We start from the raw sequence: 18948 nt of genomic DNA, 5'->3' as shown, positions 1-18948 counted from the left end.
GGAGCGTGGCCATCAGATTGTCAACGCTTTCATGGCCAATGTCGCTTCTGAGGTGAGTTCGGCAGCGGTGTCATGAGATATTGCACAATATTGTCAACGATATGGACTTCGACGGGAAGATCGCGGCATGGAGACACCCCGGGTGGCGCTGCTCGGCTTCGGCGAGGTCGGTCATGTTCTCGCCGCTGGGCGGGGAGACGCGCCTGCCTGACGCGTGCGAGCAGTCCCGTCCGCACCTCGCGCCAGGAACGCTCTACGCCGACCTGTCCACCGGCGCGCCCGGCGACAAGCGGCGGCTCGCCGAGCTGCTGGAGCCGGCCGGGGCGGCGTTCGTGGACGGCGCGATCATGGTCCCGATCCCGCTGCGCGGCCTGGCGACCCCCATCCTGGCCAGCGGGCCCGAGGCCGGCCGCTTCTCGCGCGCATGCTGGAGTCGCTCGGCGTGCCGGACACCATGACGCGCGCCACGGCCGCCACCCTCGACGAGGTCACCCGTACCGGCGTCCCGCCCGTCCCCGGCCCGTCGTGAAAGGTCAGTCGGGGGTAGCCTCCAGCGCCTTGGCGACGCTGCGCAGATGCTGCTGCATGGCCGTCTGGGCCGCCTCCGGGTCGCGGGCCACGATGGCCGCCACGATCAGCTCGTGCTGCGGCAGCGACACCGCCGCCCGCCCCGGCTGCCGCGCCAGCCGGAACCTGTGCCGCACCACCTGCGCCCCCAGCCGCTCGATGATGGCCGCGGACGTACGGTGCCCGGCGATCCGGCGCACCTCGGCGTGCAGCGCGGCGTTCAGCTCGGAATACCGGTCCAGGTCGTTGCGCTCCACCGCCACCCGCATGCCGGCGACGATCTCGCGGAGCCGCGCGGCCTGCTCGGGCGTGACCCGCTCGGCGGCCTTGGCGGCCGACAGGCCCTCCAGCACCATCCGCACCTCGATGATCTCGACGGCCTCCGCCTTCGAGATCGCCCGGACGCGGGCGCCCTTGTTGCGTAGGATCTCGACGAGCCCCTCCCCGGCGAGCTCCCTGAACGTCTCGCGCACGGCGGCGCGCGGCACGCCGAACTGCTCGCACACGTCCGCCTCGACCAGCCGCTGGTTGGGCACGAAGTCCCCGCCGAGTATGGCCGCCCTGACCCGGTCGGTCAGCGTCTGCGCGCGCGGGGGCCCTGAGCTCACGCGAACCTCCTCCGTGTCTTGGTAGACAATATTATGGACAATCCCCCCCGGATGGTACGCACCCTCACCCGCCAGGCGCTTTGATCATTTGCCCCGAGTCTGTCGGTGGCCTCCGGTAAGTTCCCGAAGCAATTGATCAGCCGGCCGCACGGGCGCGGGCACTTCCGCCTGCGCCGACGAGCCGGCGGGGCGGGAGGTTCTGAGGTCGTGGACGCGGACAAAACCGCGTGGGAGCAGCGCAGCGTGGTCCGGGTGGTATCACCCGTAGAGCCGCGCAAGCTCGCCAAGGTGCCCTTCGTCGAGCTGGCCGACGGCCGGCTGCAGGGGGTCGTGTCGAGCGGATCCGACATCGAGCGGGTCTACGTCTCGTCGATCACCGCGGGCACCCACGCGCTGAGCTGCAGCACCAACAACAACCGGCCGTGCGGCGCGCTGCACGGCTACGCGTGCAAACACATCCGCCTGCTGGCCGACGAGGCCGTCGTCCAGTACGGGCTGGACCGGGTGGCCCGCTACCTGCGGGTCGAGGTGCCCGAGGGCGGCCACCTGATGCACGAGATCAAGGGGCACGTCGAGCGCACCCCGGCGGCCGTCGTGTTCAGCCGGTTCCTGCGCCACCTGGCCTACCTGGAGGTGCCCGACAGCACCGAGCCGCTGGCCGAGCTGCACTGGTTCCCGGCGACGGGGGCGGTGCGCTGATGCCGATCACGTACGTGTCAGACAAGGCGGTGTGCTGATGCTCGACGCACAGCTGAGCGAGCTGCTCGGCGACGAACCCGCGGGGGCCGGCGAGGCGCTCGACCTGGTGGCGGGGTTCGACGACGCGCTCACCCAGGGGCTGGCCAGGCTCGGCGAGGAGCCGGCCGCGGCGCTGGCCGCCATGGCGGGCGCGCTGGCCGGCAGCCCCATCGGCGAGCGGGTCGGCGAGGCCGTGGAGAAGGTGGCTGCCGGGTCCGTCGCCGACGAGCACCTCGCGGCGCTGGCCGGCGGCCGGGCCGCGCTGTTCGGCGCGGTGCACGATGCGCTGCTCGCCCGGCTCGACGCGGCCCTGGGCCGCACGCGCGCCGCCTGGGAGCCCGCCGAGGGCAGGCCGGAGGCGCCCGGCAACCTGCTGGCCGGCTGCCGGGTCTGGCTGCGCGAGCTGGCCATCGTCGGCTGGCGCGGCGTCGACCACGACCTGGTCTCCGCGGCCGACCAGACCATCGAGGCGCTGCTGGCCGTGCCCGAGCTGCGCGGGCTGGCGGTGCTGCTCGACGGGCTGGCGACGGAGCTTCGGGCGTCCAGCCCGGTGGCCACCATGGACCGGCTGCCCGCTCGCAGGTGGGCCGACCTGTGGACGCGGGCCATGCTGCTGTCCCAGCACGGGCCGTGGCACGGCGGCGGTGCCGAGCAGGTGTCGGGCCGGCTGCTGATCCTGGGCGCCGACGTGCACGAGCACGCCACCGTCGTACGCGTCCAGATCCACGCGATCCTGGAGCGGAGCGGCGCGCCCAGCAGGCTCGTCCGCACCGGCGTGGCCGCCGCCAAGGTCGACACCATCGTCGGCCCCACCGTGTGGCGGCTGTTCGCCGGCCACCCCGTGCTGCTGGCCGCGCTGGCCGGGCACCGCAGCCTGGAGATCGCGGACATGCCGCTGCTGCCCGGCGGCGACCTGGTGTGGCACGACGACCGGGCGCGCGCCGGGGAGGAGGCCGACCCGTTCGCGATCGCGCGCGTGCAGCTCGCCGCGGCGACGCAGCCGGCGGTGACGCCGCTCGACCGGCACCCCGTGCGCATCGCCGAGCCCGTCTTCGTCGAGGGTTACAAGACCGACGGCCGGACGATCAAACTCGGCGGCGCCGAGCTGGCGCTCGACCTCGACCGGCTGCCGTCCGCGGGCCCGCTCACCCCGGCGCTGGTCAAGGCGTCCACGGCGTGCATCGGGCTGGTGCGCTGGGACGGCGGGCAGTGGTCGCTGCAACCGCTCGCCGTGCAGGCGGCGGTGAAGAAGCAGCCGGTCGCCGCGCACAACGGCGACTGGGCACTCGGCCCCACCGATCCCAAGGTGGCCAAGGCCGAGAGCAAGAACGGCGACGTGGTCGCCGTGCTGCGCGAGCGGGCGGGACGGCTGCTGCGGAAATGACCGACATGACCACAGAGACGACCGGGCAGAGCGCCGGGACTGCCGGGCAGAGCGCCGACGAGACCCGGCGCCAGGTGCTCTACTGGCGCCTGATGTCCCGGCTGTTCGGCACCGACGAGCAGCCCTCGCTGGAGAACGCCAGCCTCGGCATCGTCGGCGACCTCGACCTGCCGCTCACCCTGCTCGACCCCGCGGTGTCGGTCGACAACCTGGTGCAGCGCTTCCCCGAGCTGGCCGCCGAGTTCGACGGCCTGATGGCCGAGAAGGAGCACGAGGCGGGCGACGAGGTGCGCCGCGCGGCCCTGGTCTCCAAGCTGCTGCTCAACGTGTTCGCCACGGGCTCGGGCAACGTCTCCGCCGCCCAGCTCGAGAGCTGGAAGCAGGACGCCGCCTGGTTCGAGCGCGGCATGGGCTGCGAGCCGGGCGGGCTACGCCACAGCCAGGGCAACGAGGAGCTGGCCAAGGTCCTCGCCGGCCTGGAGGGCGACCTGATCAAGCGCATGCACCTGCGCGAGGTGCTCGCCGACCCGGCTCTGGCCGCGCGGCTCACGCCCAGCATGTCGCTCATCGAGCAGCTCCTGCGCGACAAGTCCAACCTGTCGGGCGTCGCGCTGGCCAACGCCAAGGCGCTGATCCGCAAGTACGTGGACGAGGTCGCCGAGGTGCTGCGCACGCAGGTGGAGAAGACCAGCGCCGGCGTCATCGACCGTTCGGTGCCGCCCAAGCGGGTCTTCCGCAACCTCGACATCCAGCGCACCATCTGGAAGAACCTCACCAACTGGAACGCCGAGGACCAGCGGCTGTACGTGGACCGGCTCTTCTACAAGCAGACCGCCCACCGCACGACGCCGGCCAGGCTCATCGTGGTCGTCGACCAGTCGGGCTCGATGACGGACTCGATGGTCAACTGCACCATCCTGGCCTCCATCTTCGCGGGCCTGCCGAAGGTGGACGTGCACCTGATCGCGTACGACACCCGGGCCATCGACCTGACGCCCTGGGTGCACGACCCGTTCGAGGTGCTGATGCGGACGAACCTCGGCGGCGGCAACAACGGGCCGGTGGCGATGGCCATGGCCCGCCCCAAGATCAGCGATCCGCGCAACACCGTGATGGTGTGGATCTCCGACTTCTACGAGTTCGGCGCCTCCCAGCCGCTCTACGAGGGCATCGAGGCCGTTTACCGCTCGGGCGTGAAGTTCATCCCCGTCGGCTCGGTCAACAGCTCGGGCGTGCAGAGCGTCGATCCGTGGTTCCGCAAGAAATTCAAGGACCTGGGCACCCCGGTGATCTCGGGCCACATCCACAAGCTCGTCTTCGAGCTCAAGAACTTCCTCACTTAGGAGACCCGCGAAATGAGTGACGACATGCTGCGCGCCCCCGCAGAGGTGAAGTACGCGGAGGAGCTCGACTACCTGGAGTCGATCGACGACTCCCCCAAGCCGTTCTCGTGGCGGCTCAGCCCGCGCATGATCCGGGTGTTCATCCTCGGCTCCGAGCGCTCCGACGGCATCGAGCGGGAGATCCCGCAGAAGTGGTTCGGCGACCGCAGTTTCGTCGAGCGCAGCATCGTGACCCTGGCCTCCGACCGGGGCCTGCTGCTGATCGGCGACCCGGGCACCGGCAAGAGCTGGCTGGCCGAGCTGCTGGCCGCCGCGATCTGCCGCAACTCGACCCTCGTGGTGCAGGGTACGGCGGGCACCACCGAAGACCACATCAAGTACTCGTGGAACGTCTCCATGGTCATCGCCAAGGGGCAGTCCCGCCAGTCGATGATCCCCTCGCCGATCATGACGGCGATGGAGCGCGGCGTGATCGGCCGCTTCGAGGAGCTGACCCGCTCCACCAGCGACGTGCAGGACGCGCTCATCTCGATCCTGTCGGAGAAGTACGTCTCCATCCCCGAGCTCGACGACGACAACATCGTCTTCGCCCAGCCCGGCTTCTCCATCATCGCCACCGCCAACAGCCGTGACCGGGGCGTCAACGACCTGTCCTCGGCGCTCAAGCGGCGCTTCAACTTCGTCCGCATCCCGGTCGTGACGAACAAGAAGAGCGAGGCGGAGATCGTCCGCTTCCGTACCGAGGAGCTGCTGCGCAGGCACCGGATCGAGCTGGACCTGCCGCCCACGCTGCTCGACATCCTGCTGCAGAGCTTCGCCGACCTGCGCTCGGCGGCGGCCTCGGCCACCAGCGACGACGAGAAGCTGGAGTCGGCGCTGTCCACGGCCGAGCAGATCGGCGTGCTGGAGGACGCCATCCTGCACAGCCACTTCTTCGGCGACCAGGTGCTGCGCGCCCAGACGCTGGCCTCGTCGCTGGTCGGCTCGCTGGCCCGGCGCAGCCCCGAGGACCTGGCCATCCTCAACAAGTACTGGCACGGCGTGGTCGAGCCCCGCAGCAAGAAGGACGGCGGGCAGTGGCCGGAGTTCCTCGAGGGCGGCCGCGAGGCCATCTCGACCCTGTCATGAACGGTCCCTTTGGCGCGCTGCGCGAGCAGCTCCTCGACGCCGCCGAGCAGTTCGCCGGCAGCCCCGTCGCCGTGTCCGGCATCCTGTCGGGCCTCGTGGACGACGTGGACCGGGCGCTGCGCGAGGAGCTGGAGATCTTCCCGGTCTGCCACCACTCGCCGGCCTCCGCGCTGGCGATGGTGCGCAGGCTGCGCGAGAAGCAGCCGAAGGTCATCTACCTGGAGCTGTGCGAGGACCTCCAGCCGCTGCTGACCGAGCTGCGCAACTGCCGGCTGCCGGTGGCGCTGCAGGCGTTCGCGACCGACCTCGACGGCTTCCCCAAGGAGTCGGCGCCGCTCAGCGTGGTGGCGCCGATCACGGAGGCGTCGGCCGAGTACCAGGCCATCTCGTACGCGCTGGAGACCCCCGGCGTCGAGCTGGTGCTGGTGGACCGCTCGACCGACCACGTCTTCCAGTGGGAGCCCAAGGAGGAGCCGGCCGGCCCTCCGGCCGCCAAGGAGGAGGGGGCCGGGCTGCACGGCGACGCGGTCGGCGTCGAGATCGGCGACCTGCGCCCCCGCTTCGCCGAGCTGGAGGAGCACCTGCTGCACCACGGCAAGGTGCGCCACTGGTCGGAGTGGTGGGACCAGTACGTCGAGCAGCCCCTGTCCGGCGCAGACTACGACACCTACCGCCAGGTCATGGTGCTGATCGGCAGCCTGTTCCGCCGCCTGCGCCCCGACGACGACCGCCGGGTGGCCGTGGACGAGGACCGCGAGCGCTACATGTGGACCAGGATGCGCGAGCACCTGGCCGCGTCCGGCGCCGACCCCGCCGACTGCCTGTACGTGTGCGGCGCCTTCCACGCCGCCAGCCGCGTCGAGCAGTTCGGCCTGAGATCCACGGCCCCCTTCGAGATCAGCCCGCGCACGGGCACGAAATGGCTGTACGGCCTCATCCCGTCCAGCCACTCGGCCATCGAGGCGCAGTTCGGGCTGGCCTCGGGCTCGGTGTCGATCGCGGCGGCGACCTGGACCAAGGCGCTCACGCGAAACAGGCTGACGCCGTTCCAGCTCGAAGGGCAGAAGGGCGCGCGCAAGCGCGCGGCCAAGCTGCCCGCGCCCGCTCCCCGGGCGGACGTGGCCGACAAGCTGACCGGGTTCCTGTCCAGGCCGCCCGCGCTCGACCCGCTCGACGACGCCGAGCTGGTCGGCTGGTCGGTGGACATCGTCCGGCTGGCCCGCCGCAACGGCTACCTGGCCAGCACGGCCGACGCGATCGCGGTCTACGAGACCTCGATCCTGCTGGCGGGCATGCGCAACCGCGCCAGGCCCACCCCGTACGACTTCCAGGACGCCGCCGTCACGTGCATCGAGAAGGACGCCGTGCCGGGCCGGCGCGACATCCGGCGGCTGTGCGAGATCCTGCTCGGCGGCGACCGCGTCGGCGAGGTCGGCTACGACGCGCTGCCGCCGCTGGCCAGGAACGTCTACGACCGGCTCAAGCCGCTCGGCCTGGACCTGGAGAAGCGGACCATCCAGCGGGCGCTGCTCGACCTGAACGCCGAGCCGGACCTGGTGCCCTGCTCCGACCTGCTGTGGATGCTGCGGTACCTGCTGCCGTCCGACGCGGTGCGGCCCATCATGGGCGAGCGCAGGCTGGGCGAGCGCTCCATCCAGGAGAGCTGGGACCTGGCGTTCGGCAAGTACCAGCGCTCGATCATCGAGCTCGGCTACGAGGGCGTCACCATCGAGCAGGTGCTGGAGCAGCGGCTGCGGCGCTCGGTGCACGACCCCAAGGCCACGGCGGCGGTCGCGCTGGCGGCGGTGGAGGACTCGATCCTGTTCCTCGGCAGCCGGCGCTTCGCCGACGAGCTGGGGGCGCGGGCGGTGGAGCTGCTCGCCGCCGAGCGCACCGTGGACGACGCGCCCGAGGTGCTGCGCCGCATCCGGCGGCTGCTCGCCTACTACCGGGCGAACGAGCCCGAGCTGCCCGCCTGGTGCGAGTCGTTCGTGACGGCCGGGTACGCGCACTACTGCACGCTGCTGCCGACGGCCTTCGTGGACGACGACACGGGCGTGCGGCAGGTGGCGGCCATGCTGGGCTTCCTGTTCACGATGGAGAGCCTGGCGCTGGCGCTCGGCTGCGACCGGGCCCAGCTCGAGCTGGCGGTGCAGCAGTCGCATCCGGAGGCGCCCGGCAAGGTGGCGCTGCTGTGGGCGGCCCACCACCAGCTCGGGCTCCTGCCGATCGCCGACCTGCGGGCCCGCTGCGACGAGCTGCTGGCCAACCCGCTGGTCGTCCCGTCGTTCCCGCACTACATCATGGGGTTCGTGCAGGCCATGGAGCCCGCTCCCGGGCTGTCGGGGTTCGTGGTGGAGGTGATCTCGAAGGCGTTCGGGCGGCTGCCCGACAACGTGCTGCTGCCGTGGCTGCCCAAGCTGATCACCACGCTGCGGGACGGGGCGGCGGAGCTGATGCCGGTGCTGATCCGGGAGGCGGGGCGCACGTTCCCCGGCTCGCTGACGGCCGTCGACTCGTGGGTGCCGCCGTGGGCGGCCCGCCCCAAGCCCGCCGCCGCGTCGGCGCCGGTGGCATCGGGGCCGGTGGCGTCGCTGCTCGCCGCCCATCCGGACGCGTGCGACGCGGTGGCGGGGCTGCTCGGGTGCGAGGGCGGGTGGCGCGTGGCCGGCGCCGTGGCGGACGAGCACCAGGAGGTGAGCGCGCTGCTGGCGGAGCACCCCGAGCCGGTGCTCGCGGTGGCGGGCCTCCTGCTCTGACGGGTCACCACCGGCCGGGTCACCTCTCCCGTGGCCCGGCCGGTGGATCAGGCTGCCCGGCCAGGGTCTCGCAGCCCACCCGCAGAGTCATCGCCCGTACACGAACCGAGTTTGATGACGTTCCAAAACGGCGGTTTCGGACAAAGTGCTGAACAACCGGTTGATCTTGGCTCATCCTTGCCGTGCAAGGTGGCTCCGCCATCTCGGAGCCGCACGGGAACCAAGGGAGTTTCATGGTCAACCGATATCGGACGCTGCTGACGGCGGTGACGGCCCTCGCCACGCTGGGGACCGCCGCCGTCGCCCCCTCGCAGGCGTCCGCGGTCGCGCCGGTCACCACGACGTTCGCCGCCGCCGAGGACGTGTTCGTCAGCCAGGCCGAGCCGGCCAAGAGCTTCGCCACCGCGACGTGGCTGAGCGTCTGCGGCTCCGGCTGCGGCAGCACGACGGCGGGGCAGCGGGCGGCACTGGTCCGCTTCAAGGTCGCCGGCATCCCGGAGGACGCCGAGGACGTCCAGGTCACGCTCGACGTGATCTCGGCCAGGACGACCGACACCACCGTCTCCGTCCGCCCCGTCACGGGCGACTGGACGGAGGCCGCCACCACCTGGAACACCCGGCCCGGGCTCGGCGAGGCCGCCCTCGACTCGCACACCGGCTTCACCACGGGCGCGACGGCCAAGCTGGACGTCTCGGCGGCGGTCGAGGGCGACGGCACCTACGCCTTCGCCCTCACGGGGACGTCCGACACCGCGACGGTCCTGATGTCCTCGCGGGAGACCGGCGACCGGGGGCCGAAGCTCACGATCACCTACACCGAGGGCACGGGCGAGGAGCAGACCGACGGGCCGCTGCCCTTCACCCTGCCGGGAACGGCGGCGCTGCGGGCCTCCGGCAAGAAGGTGTTCGCGCACTACTTCACGCCGTATCCGATCTCGCTGGACAACGCCGCTCCCGAAAACGATTACTACGCCCGGAACTACCTCAAGCCCGAGGGGGAGAGCGGCAAGCACGCCGCGTACGGCGGCCTGCTGCGCGATCGGCCGCCGGGACGCTCGCCCATCACCGGTGACTACGCGCTGGCCGACCTCAAGACCGAGGTGAAGCAGGCCATCGCCGCGGGGCTGGACGGCTTCACCGTCGACATCCTCTCCGTGACCAGCGCCCACTGGACGCGCGTGCAGAACCTCGTCAAGGCCGCCGAAGCGGTCGACCCCGGCTTCAAGATCGTGCTCATGCCGGACACGAACGGGCTGGCCTCGGTCGACAGCGCCACCCTGGCCGCCGCGATGGCCAAGCTCGCCGCGTCGAAGTCGGTCTACCGGCTCGCCGACGACCGCCTCGTCGTGGCGCCCTTCAAGGCCGAGGGCCGCACCGCCGCCTGGTGGTCGTCGTGGATGAAGACCATGGAGAGCACGCACGGCATCAAGGTCGCCCTGGTGCCCTGCTTCCTCGACTTCAACAAGAACCGGGAGGCGTTCGCCTCGATCAGCTACGGCTTCGCGAACTGGGGCGGCCGGAACCCGGCGGCCAACGCCAACCTGACCGCCAACATCACCACCGCGCACGGCATGGGCAAGATCTGGATGCAGCCGGTGTCGATCCAGGACGAGCGCCCCAACCAGGGCATCTTCGACGAGGCAGGCAACACCGAGAACCTCCGCGCCTCCTGGAAGGGCGCCATCGACGGCAAGGCGGACTGGGTCCAGCTCACCACCTGGAACGACTACTCGGAGAACACGCAGTTCGCGCCGTCACGCAACGCCGGGTGGACGTACCTGGACATCAACGCCTACTACCTGACCTGCTACAAGCTCGGCTGCCCGAAGATCACCAACGATTCGGCCTACCTCACGCACCGCATCCAGCCGGTGGCGGCGGTGCCGTCGTACGCGCAGACCAAGCTGATGAAGCTGCGCAGCGGCAGCACGGCGGCCCGCGACACGGTCGAGGTGCTCAGCATGCTCACCGCGGCGGCCAAGGTGTCGGTCACGATCGGGGGCACGACGCAGACCTACGACGCGCCCGCCGGGGTGTCCGCCAGGACGTTCCCGCTGAAGGCCGGCGCCGTGTCCGCGACCGTGTCCAGGAGCTCGGCCGCGGTCGCGAAGGTCGTCTCGCCGTACCCGGTCACCGCGACGCCGTACGTGCAGGACCTGCACTACCGGGCGGCGTCGAGCGAGCGCTGATGGAGCGGGCTGCCCTGCCGGGCGGTGTCGAGCGAGCGCCGGCGGGGCGGGCCGGTCCTCGGAAGGCCTGCGGGTGGCCGCCGTCAGCCGAACACGCGTGCCAGCCGGGGAATCCGCCGCACCACGAGCCAGTCCACCAGCAGCACCGCCACCATGGTCAGCCCCGCCAGCGGGAACAGCAACCCCAGCACCGCCATCACCGCGATCACCCCGCACGTCGTGCGCCGGTCCGTGGTACGGGCCGGCGCGCCGGCGCGGCCTCGGGGGCGGCGCTTCCACCACATCCACGCGCCGGTGACCACCAGCGTGATGATGGTCAGGCAGGCTCCCAGCATCACGATCAGGTTCGCGGTGCCGTACCGGCGGCCCTCGTGGAGGGCGACGCCCTGCTCGACGGCCTTGGCCAGCACGCCGTACTCGGCCCAGCCGTAGGAGACCAGCACCCGGCCGCTGTACTGGTCGACGTGGAGCGTCTGCGCGGCCGACGGGTCGCGGCGCGGGTCGGTCACGATCGTGTAGACCCCTTGGGGGCCGTCCGGTAGCAGGACCTTGAGGTCGCACTCGGCCGGCGGGCACGACCGGATCGCGGGCCTCGCGGCGGCCAGGGCGTTCTCGACGGGCAGGGCGCCGGGCTGGAGGACGCCGTGCGCGGTGCCGTGCCCGGCGTGCCCGTCCTGGGAGGGCGGGACGGGGAGGCGTTCGGCCGCCCAGGGGACCTTGGCGTCCGGGTTGGTGGACAGGTCCCCGGACAGGGGCGGGTTTGAGGTGTGCGGGTAGTCGTCGGCGCTGGGGTAGGTGGAGCCCGTACCGGCCTGGAGGCGTTGCAGGCCGTCACCCCACACGCCAGACCACGGCAGGCCGGACAGGACGAGGAAGACGACCACCGCACCTCCGCCGAGCCCCGTCAGGATGTGCAGCCGCCGCAGCCGCCCGCGTCCTGGGCGGGTCGGCTTCCTGCGGGTACGCCGTCCGCGCCACCACAGGTACGTGCCGGTGGCGATGAGGATCAGGGCCCAGCAGGCGGCGGTCTCCACGACGCGGTCGCCGGCCGTGCCGGACATGAGCTCGCCGTGGATCGTACGGACGACGCGCATGAACGTGGCACCGTCGTCGATCTGCCCGACCACGGTGGCCGTGCCCGGATCCACGTACACGGAGACGCCCTGCGCCCAGGGGCCCGTGTCGGCGCCCTGGAGGATGACGCGGGTGGTGCGGTCGGGGGAGGTGGGCGGGATGACGGACATGACCGCAGCACCCGGTCGTGCCTGCTGGGCGGCGGCGATCTGCTCCGACAGGGGACGGGCCGTGGCGGCGGGCTGGGCGAGCGTGCGGACGTCCTGGTAGCGCCACTCCTCGAACGGCTCCTTGAAGAGGTAGACGGCGCCGGTGATGGCCAGGACGAGCAGCACCGGGGCGACGAAGAGGCCGGCGTAGAAGTGCCAGCGCCACACGGCGCGGTAGCGCTGGGACGAGGAGGGCGACGAGGCCCTCGCGGGGGCGGGGAGGGTTGCTTCCGGGCGTGTTTCGACAGAGGTCATGGGGGGCTCCGTTCCGGAGGTGCGCGCATGCACGAGGACAGGCGCGTGCCGCGCGAAGGCGGGCAGCGGACGAGCGCGTGTCACGAGGTCACGGGCTGTCCCGTGCAGGGCATGGGAAGGTCGGGCGTGACCGGGGCGGGCGCGCTCGCGTGCCACGCCGCGCCGGTCACCTGGGTCGCGGCTGCGAACCGCGAACGGCCGAGACGTCGATTCCCTGGCACCTACCGGGGCGGCCCCCGCCGGCACAGAGCCCAGGCCAGCACCTGGGCGGTGAGGACGCCGCCGGCTCCCGCGCACACCGTCGCCGGCAGCCGGCGGGGGAGCGTGGCGGAGGGCGGCGTGTCGCGGGCGGCCAGCAGGGCCCACAGATCGTGGAACGAGCAGGCCAGCAACCGCAGCAGCGTGGCCAGCGCCGTCTCGCCGCGATCCAGCCACCACGCCGAGACGGCGGCCACCAGGACGTGCGCCAGCAACATCCCCATCCCGCCGTAGAGGCCGCCGCCATGGTGGCCGGGCGGGCCCAGGGAGTGGTGATGGGTGGTGACCGTGGCGAACGGGGCAGTGACCGTGGCGAACGGGGCGGTGACCGTGGTGAACGGGGCGGTGACCGTGGTGAGCAGGCCGGTGAGGGAGCCGGTGCCGCCGGTGAAGAGCTGGTGCATGCCGTACTGGGCGGCGAACGAGGCGGCGAGGAGCGTCCCCGGGGATCGTCGCCGCCGGGCCAGCACGAACGCGCCCGCACCCGTCGCGACCGTGGCCGCGACCACCGTGCCCAGGCCGGCGATCGGCCCTCCGGCCAGCACGTGCATCCCGAGGGCGGCGAGCACGCACACGACCGCGAACACCGCCGCCCGCAGCCCGCGCAGGCCGGGCCGCCCGGCCTGCGCGGTGTCCCTGCTGCCGGTGCCGCATCCTTTCCGGTCGGGGTTCATGCGCGATCACCGCTCACATGGACGGATACGCCGGCCCGGCGTGCGGGGTTCAACGGACGCGAGAGAAGTTCGCGCCCGCTCACGAAACCGCTAGCCGCGGCTGTAGACCACCCGCGGCGGCTTGCCCCCGAAGAGCTGGCTGACGGTGACGAACCGGTAGCCGCGCTTGGACAGGCTCTTCAGCACCCGCGGGATGGCCCGCACGGTCGAGGGGTGGATGTCGTGGAACAGGATGACGCTGCCCGGACGTACCGACTTGGTGGCCTTGCGGGCCACTCTGGCGCTGTTGCGGAACCGCCAGTCCAGGGTGTCCACGCTCCACATGACCACCGGCCGCTCGGCCTGCCGCCGCACGGTCGCGTTGAACGCCCCGTACGGCGGGCGGACGAGCTCCGGCCTGATCCCGATGGCCTTCTTGATCGCCTTGTCGGTACGGGCGAACTGCGAGCGCACCGACGCGGCCGGCAGCTTCGTCAGGTCCGGGTGCGACCAGGTGTGGCTGCCGATCTCGTGCCCCGCCGCGTACGTCCTGCGCACGATCCCCGGGTAGGCGGCGACGTTCTGCCCGACGACGAAGAACGTGGCCCGCGCCCGGTAGGCCGCCAGGCTCCGCAGCAGCGCGTCCGTGTACCTGCCTGGGCCGTCGTCGAAGGTGAGCGCCACGCACTTGACGCGCCGGCAGTTCACCGGTTTGGCATCGGCGGCGGCGCGAGCGCTCGCGGATAAGGCCGCCTCGGCGGAAGTGGCCGCCGCCGTCGCGGAAGTGGCCGCCGCCGTGGCGGCCTCGGCTGCTTCCGTGGTGGTGACGAGCGTGCCCGCGCCCCCCAGCCCCGCCGTCAGTACGACCGCGGCGATCGCCCTCGCGGTCCCCCGTCTCGCGCCGGCCGGCCCAGGCCGGCGCGACGTCACGCCGATGTCCATGAATCCCCCTGTACGAGCACCGCCCCCGGTGCATGTCCCCTGAAGGACGACCCTCGCCAGACAGGCCAGGATCGTTCCAAAGGATTGGACTAGCGTCGTCCGCTCCTGGTTCGCACCGGAATGCGAACCGGATGACAGGGATTCAGGCGTGCCCGACCGAGCGCAGTCCGGCCAGCGCGGCCTCGGCGAACGCGCCCACCACCTCCCCGCCCTGCACGGGCGGCCACACGGCGGAGGTGGACCAGGTCAGCCGGGGCTCGTCGATCGGCCGCCACACCAGGCCGGCCGGAAGCTCGTCGTACGGCTCCTCGTTGAGGTGCGCCCCCAGCCCCGACATGACCAGGCCGTGGACGAAGTGCGGGTTGCGGGCGTGCCGGATCGCGCTGGGCAGGTAGCCGTTGTCGCGGCACGCCTCCAGCACGTGGTCGTAGAGCTGCGGCGCCATCTCCCTGGGGAAGATCACCAGGGGCGAGCCGTCGAGCGTGCGCAGGCGTACCACGTCCTGCTGGGCCGCCCGGTGACCGGCGGGGAGCACCACGCCCAGCCGCCGGTGCACGACCTCGCTGGACTCCAGCCCCACCGTGTCGCAGGGGTGCCGCACCAGGCCCGCGTCCAGCTCCTCGGCGCGCAGCTTGGCGAGCTGGCTGGCCGTGGTGAGCTCGTGCAGCTCCAGCAGCACGTCGGGGACGCGCTCGGTGAAGCGGGCCACCAGCGTCCGCAGCGCCATCGGCGTCGTGTCCGGCGGCACGCCCGCGCGCAGCACCCCCGACGCGCCGGGGCGGATGCGGCGCATGGCCTCGCGGGCGGCGTCGGCGCGGTCGAGCACGCCGCGGGCGTGCTCCAGCAGCAGCGCCCCCGCCTCGGTCAGCGAGACGCGGTGCGGGTTGCGGTCGAACAGCCGCACGCCCAGCTCCCGCTCCAGATCGCGGATGCGCTGGGACAGGGGCGGCTGGGCCATGTGCAGCCGCTCCGCCGCCCGGCCGAAGTGCAGCTCCTCGGCCACGGCGACGAAGTAACGCAGGTGACGCAGCTCCATCGGTCTCACCATATCGCTCTGATATCGCCAAGGGACTTCATTGATGTTGGCCACGGCCCCGTCACACCTGGTTGTATCCCGGCAAGCCCGTTGACCTGCGAAGGGACGCTAGTGACTGTGCTGCTGGACCGTGACGGACCCGTCGCGGTGATCACCCTGAACCGTCCGGAGAAGCTGAACGCCTGGACCGCCGAGATGCGGGAGCGGCTGATCGGGCTGCTGCGCGAGGCGGGCGCCGACCCCCAGGTGGGCGCGGTCGTCCTCACGGGCGCCGGGCGGGCCTTCTGCGCGGGGCAGGACCTGGGCGAGACGGCCACGATCGACCCCGGCGACCACGCCGCCTCCGACGCCTGGATCGACGGCTTCGACCGCCTCTACCGGGCGGTGCTCGACCTGGACAAGCCGGTCGTGGCGGCGGTGAACGGGGTGGCGGCGGGATCGGGCTTCCAGTACGCGCTGCTGGCCGACCTGCGCATCGGCCACCCCGGCGTGCGGATGGGGCAGCCCGAGGTGCTGTCCGGCATCCCGAGCATCACCGGCATCTGGGCCATGTGGAACATCCTCGGCCGGGCCAGGACCACCGAGTTCGCGCTGACCGGGCGGCTGGTGTACGGGGCGGAGGCGGAGCGGCTGGGCCTGCTGACCAGGCTCGTCGGCGACGGCGAGGTGCTGGCGGAGGCCGTCAGGCAGGCCAAGGAGCTGTCCGCGCTGCCGCCCGGCGCCGTGGCGCTGACCAAGGGACGGCTGCGGGAGCTGGAGAGCCAGGCGCTGGCCGACGCCGTGGACGCCGCCAAGAAGGTGCACGCCGCCGCGTACGCCTCCGGCGAGCCGCAGCGCGAGATGACCCGCTTCCTGGGGAAGGGCGCCCGATGACCGAGATGTCGCAGTGGAGCGTTCCCGGCGGCAGCCGTCCCGCCGGCTACGAGTGGCGCGTGCCCGAGCGTTACAACATGGCCGTGGACGTGGCGGACCGCCACCCCCGCGAGAAACTGGCCCTGATCTTCGAGGACCACACCGGCGCCCACGAGGAGATCCGCTGGGGCGAGATCCAGGACCGCTCCCGCCGGATCGCCGCCTGCCTGAAGGGCGCCGGGGTGCGCCCCGGCGACCGCGTCGCCGTCATGCTGCCGCAGCGCACCGACACGCCCGCCACCTACCTCGGCGTGCTGCGCACCGGGGCCGTGCTGGTGACCATGTCGCTGCTGTGGGCCGACGACCAGATCGCCTACCGGCTGGCCGACTCGGGCGCGTCCGTGCTGGTCACCGAGGCCGGCGCGGTGCGCAGGGCCGGCGGCTACCAGGGCATCGTGGTCGACGTGGACGACCCGGTGATCGCCCGGTTCGAGCCGGAGTTCGAGGACGCCGACACGGCCGCCGACGACCCGGCGCTGATCTTCTACACCTCCGGCACGACCGGCCCCGCCAAGGGCATCGTGCACGCGCACCGCACGCTGCTCGGCCACAACGAGTTCGAGGTCTGCCACGACCTGCGCCCCGGCGACGTCTTCTACGGCGCGGGGGAGTGGGCCTGGTCGATGGCCAAGCTCATGGGGCCGCTGCGGGCCGGCGCCGTGCACTACGTGTACCGGCCGGCCGCGGGCTTCGACCCGGAGGGGCTGCTCAAGGGCATGGCGCGCAACGGGGTGACCACCGGGCTGGTCAACCCCACGTTCCTGCGGAAGATGCGCGAGCAGGTGCCGGACGCGGGCACCCGCCACCCGCAGCGCCTGCGCACCGTCTGCTGCGCCAACGAGCCGCTCACCGCCGACCTGATCCGGTGGTTCCGCGACCAGTTCGGCGTCACGCTGCTCGACTACTACGGCTCGACCGAGTCGTACCCGCTGATCGGGAACCTCCCGGGCACGCCGGTCAAGGAGGGCTCGATGGGCCGACCGCTGCCCGGCTGGGACGTGGCGCTGCTCGACGAGCACGAGCGGCCGGTGCCCCCGGGCGAGGTCGGCGAAATCTGCCTGCGGGCGCGGAGCAACCCGCAGTTCCCGCTCGGCTACTGGAACCGCCCCGAGGCCTCGCGGGAGACCTTCGGCGGGCAGTGGTTCCACACCAAGGACCACGCGCGCGTGGACGAGGACGGCTACTACTGGTTCCTCGGCCGCGTCGACGACGTGATCAAGACCTCCGGCTACCGCGTCGGGCCCGACGAGATCGAGGAGGCGCTGCGCGCCCACCCGGCCGTCGCCGACGTGGGCGTGGCCGGGGTGCCGGACCCCGTACGCGGCCAGGCCGTCAAGGCGTGGGTCCTGCTCTCGCCCGGCTACCGGCCGGGGGAGGAGCTGGCACGGGAGATCCGCGAGTTCGCGAAGACCACGCACTCGCGCTTCGCCTACCCGCGGGAGATCGAGTTCGTCGACGACCTGCCCCGCTCGGCGACAGGGAAGATCCAGCGCGCCCGGCTCCGCAGCAGGCACACCAAGTAAGGAGCACCCATGACCCCCCAGGATTCCGCTGTGCGGCGCAAGGTCTCGCTGGCCTCCGCGATCGGCAACTTCGTCGAATGGTTCGACTCCGCGGCGTACGCCGTGATGTCCGCGACCATCGCCGCGCTGTTCTTCCCCGACTACGACAAGACGGCCGCGCTGCTCGCCACCTGGGCGATCTTCGCGGGCGGTTTCATCGCCAGGCCGCTCGGCGCGGCCTTCTTCGGCCGGTACGGCGACCGCCTCGGCCGCAACCGGATGCTGGCCCTGACCGTGCTCACCATGAGCGGCGCCACGTTCCTCATCGGGATCCTGCCCACCTACGCCTCCTGGGGCATGGCCGCGCCGATCCTGCTGTTCCTGCTGCGCTGCGCCCAGGGCTTCTCCACCGGCGGCGAGTACACGGGCGCGTCGGCGTTCATCGTCGAGTACGCGCCCGAGGGCCGCAGGGCCCGCTTCGCCGCCGCCGTGCCCGTGACCGTGGGCCTGGCCAGCGTGGCGGGCTCCGGCGTCGGCTTCCTGATCACCTCGACGCTGACGGCCGAGGCGTTGCAGAGCTGGGGGTGGCGCGTCCCGTTCCTGCTGGCGGCGCCGCTCGGGCTCATCGGGCTGTACCTGCGTTCCAAGGTCGAGGACACGCCCGTGTTCCGGTCGCTGGAGCAGCACGACGAGGTGGAGCCGGCGCCGCTGCGCGAGGCCGTGCGGCGCTGCGGGCGGCAGATCGCGACGCTGTTCGGCTACAGCATCACCAACGCCGTCGGGTACTACCTGATGAGCAGCTACATGATCGCGTACATGTCGGAGGAGCTGGGCTACTCCAAGAGCGAGTCGCAGCTCACGAACGTCGTGTCGATGCTCGCGTACAGCGTGGCCTGCGTCTTCGCCGCCATGGCGAGCGACCGGTTCGGGCGGCGGCCCATGCTGATCGCGGCGTGCGCCGGGTTCGTGCTGCTGCCGCTGCCCGCGTTCTGGCTGATGGGGTCGGGGCTGGCGGGGGCCATGCTGGGCACGTCGCTGCTGGCCATGCTGGTGTCGGTGATCGGCACCTCGAACGTGCCGGCGCTGGTCGAGATGTTCCCCGCCAAGGTGCGGGCCAGTGGCTCGGCCATCGGCTACACCGCCGCGTACGTGCTGTTCGGCGGCACCGCGCCGTTCGTCGCGACGGGGCTGGTGTCGGCGTCGGGCAGCGCGATCGCGCCGGCCTTCTACATGATCGTGATCGCGGTGGTGTCGCTGGTCGTGGTGCTGACGTCGTTCAGGGAGACGCGGGGGCTGCGCCTGGACCGCGGCGTGGACGCCACCGTTCCCGCCACGCGGGGGTGACGCCCGCGCGGGGGTGACAGCCGCGCGGGGCGGACGGTCACCCACGA

The 18948-nt window shown here is 72.2% G+C and carries 15 protein-coding genes; 10 read left to right on the top strand and 5 right to left on the bottom strand.

The features are described from left to right. The first annotated feature begins 101 nt into the window (after positions 1–101). Positions 102–458, top strand: a complete 357-nt coding sequence (locus tag ACBJ32_RS23540) for a hypothetical protein (protein WP_375128517.1) — start codon at positions 102–104, stop codon at positions 456–458. A 75-nt stretch (positions 459–533) separates the two neighbouring features. On the opposite strand, the gene ACBJ32_RS23535 is transcribed toward ACBJ32_RS23540, so the two are convergent. Then, positions 534–1175 carry a GntR family transcriptional regulator gene (locus tag ACBJ32_RS23535; protein WP_375128516.1) on the bottom strand — a complete coding sequence of 214 codons (642 nt, stop codon included), beginning with the start codon at positions 1173–1175 and terminating at the stop codon, positions 534–536. Positions 1176–1382: 207 nt separating this feature from the next. Between ACBJ32_RS23535 and ACBJ32_RS23530 the strand changes: the two genes are divergently transcribed. The 6 genes from ACBJ32_RS23530 to ACBJ32_RS23505 all read left to right on the top strand — a co-directional run bounded on the left by ACBJ32_RS23530 (position 1383) and on the right by ACBJ32_RS23505 (position 10716). Next, positions 1383–1874 (top strand): hypothetical protein, encoded by a 492-nt coding sequence (locus ACBJ32_RS23530; RefSeq protein ID WP_357871201.1) that lies wholly within the window; start codon positions 1383–1385, stop codon positions 1872–1874. Positions 1875–1911: 37 nt separating this feature from the next. Beyond that, entirely contained in the window at positions 1912–3297 is a 1386-nt protein-coding gene (locus tag ACBJ32_RS23525) for a hypothetical protein (RefSeq protein WP_375128515.1), read from the top strand. A 5-nt stretch (positions 3298–3302) separates the two neighbouring features. After that, positions 3303–4640, top strand: a complete 1338-nt coding sequence (locus ACBJ32_RS23520; RefSeq protein ID WP_375128514.1) for a VWA domain-containing protein — start codon at positions 3303–3305, stop codon at positions 4638–4640. Positions 4641–4652: 12 nt separating this feature from the next. Next, on the top strand, positions 4653–5768 hold the full coding sequence (locus tag ACBJ32_RS23515) for an AAA family ATPase (protein ID WP_357871209.1): 1116 nt from the start codon (positions 4653–4655) through the stop codon (positions 5766–5768). Further along, positions 5765–8527, top strand: a complete 2763-nt coding sequence (locus ACBJ32_RS23510; RefSeq protein WP_375128513.1) for a DUF5682 family protein — start codon at positions 5765–5767, stop codon at positions 8525–8527. Before ACBJ32_RS23515 ends, ACBJ32_RS23510 begins: the two co-directional genes overlap by 4 nt. Before the next feature lie 233 nt (positions 8528–8760). Beyond that, a complete protein-coding gene (locus ACBJ32_RS23505; RefSeq protein WP_375128512.1) occupies positions 8761–10716 on the top strand; it encodes an endo-1,3-alpha-glucanase family glycosylhydrolase in 1956 nt (651 codons plus the stop codon). 83 nt (positions 10717–10799) lie between these two features. Here ACBJ32_RS23505 and ACBJ32_RS23500 read toward each other — a convergent pair whose 3' ends face one another. The 4 genes from ACBJ32_RS23500 to ACBJ32_RS23485 form a co-directional block, all read right to left on the bottom strand. Next, a complete protein-coding gene (locus tag ACBJ32_RS23500) occupies positions 10800–12254 on the bottom strand; it encodes a PepSY-associated TM helix domain-containing protein (RefSeq protein WP_375128511.1) in 1455 nt (484 codons plus the stop codon). A gap of 221 nt (positions 12255–12475) precedes the next feature. Next, a complete protein-coding gene (locus tag ACBJ32_RS23495) occupies positions 12476–13186 on the bottom strand; it encodes a hypothetical protein (protein ID WP_375128510.1) in 711 nt (236 codons plus the stop codon). Between the two features lie 90 nt (positions 13187–13276). Further along, positions 13277–14107, bottom strand: coding sequence for a polysaccharide deacetylase family protein (locus tag ACBJ32_RS23490; protein ID WP_375128509.1), 831 nt, complete (start codon positions 14105–14107; stop codon positions 13277–13279). A gap of 142 nt (positions 14108–14249) precedes the next feature. Further along, the gene (locus ACBJ32_RS23485; RefSeq protein WP_375128508.1) at positions 14250–15143 is read right to left on the bottom strand and encodes a LysR substrate-binding domain-containing protein; all 894 of its coding nucleotides are present in this window, start codon (positions 15141–15143) and stop codon (positions 14250–14252) included. Between the two features lie 111 nt (positions 15144–15254). Between ACBJ32_RS23485 and ACBJ32_RS23480 the strand changes: the two genes are divergently transcribed. The 3 genes from ACBJ32_RS23480 to ACBJ32_RS23470 are packed head-to-tail and all read left to right on the top strand — an operon-like array spanning position 15255 to position 18901. Beyond that, on the top strand, positions 15255–16016 hold the full coding sequence (locus tag ACBJ32_RS23480; protein ID WP_375128507.1) for an enoyl-CoA hydratase/isomerase family protein: 762 nt from the start codon (positions 15255–15257) through the stop codon (positions 16014–16016). Beyond that, complete coding sequence (locus tag ACBJ32_RS23475; protein WP_375128506.1) at positions 16013–17578, top strand: acyl-CoA synthetase; 1566 nt, start codon at positions 16013–16015, stop codon at positions 17576–17578. Before ACBJ32_RS23480 ends, ACBJ32_RS23475 begins: the two co-directional genes overlap by 4 nt. Positions 17579–17587: 9 nt before the next feature. Then, positions 17588–18901: an MFS transporter gene (locus tag ACBJ32_RS23470; protein WP_375128505.1), complete on the top strand. Its 1314-nt coding sequence runs from the start codon at positions 17588–17590 to the stop codon at positions 18899–18901. Positions 18902–18948: the final 47 nt, after the last annotated feature.

This window comes from Nonomuraea sp. GTA35 (genome assembly GCF_041950525.1).
In the GTDB taxonomy this organism is placed as follows: domain Bacteria; phylum Actinomycetota; class Actinomycetes; order Streptosporangiales; family Streptosporangiaceae; genus Nonomuraea.
Note: the sequence above shows the minus strand (reverse complement) of the source record. Positions and strands in the feature narration are given on the sequence as shown.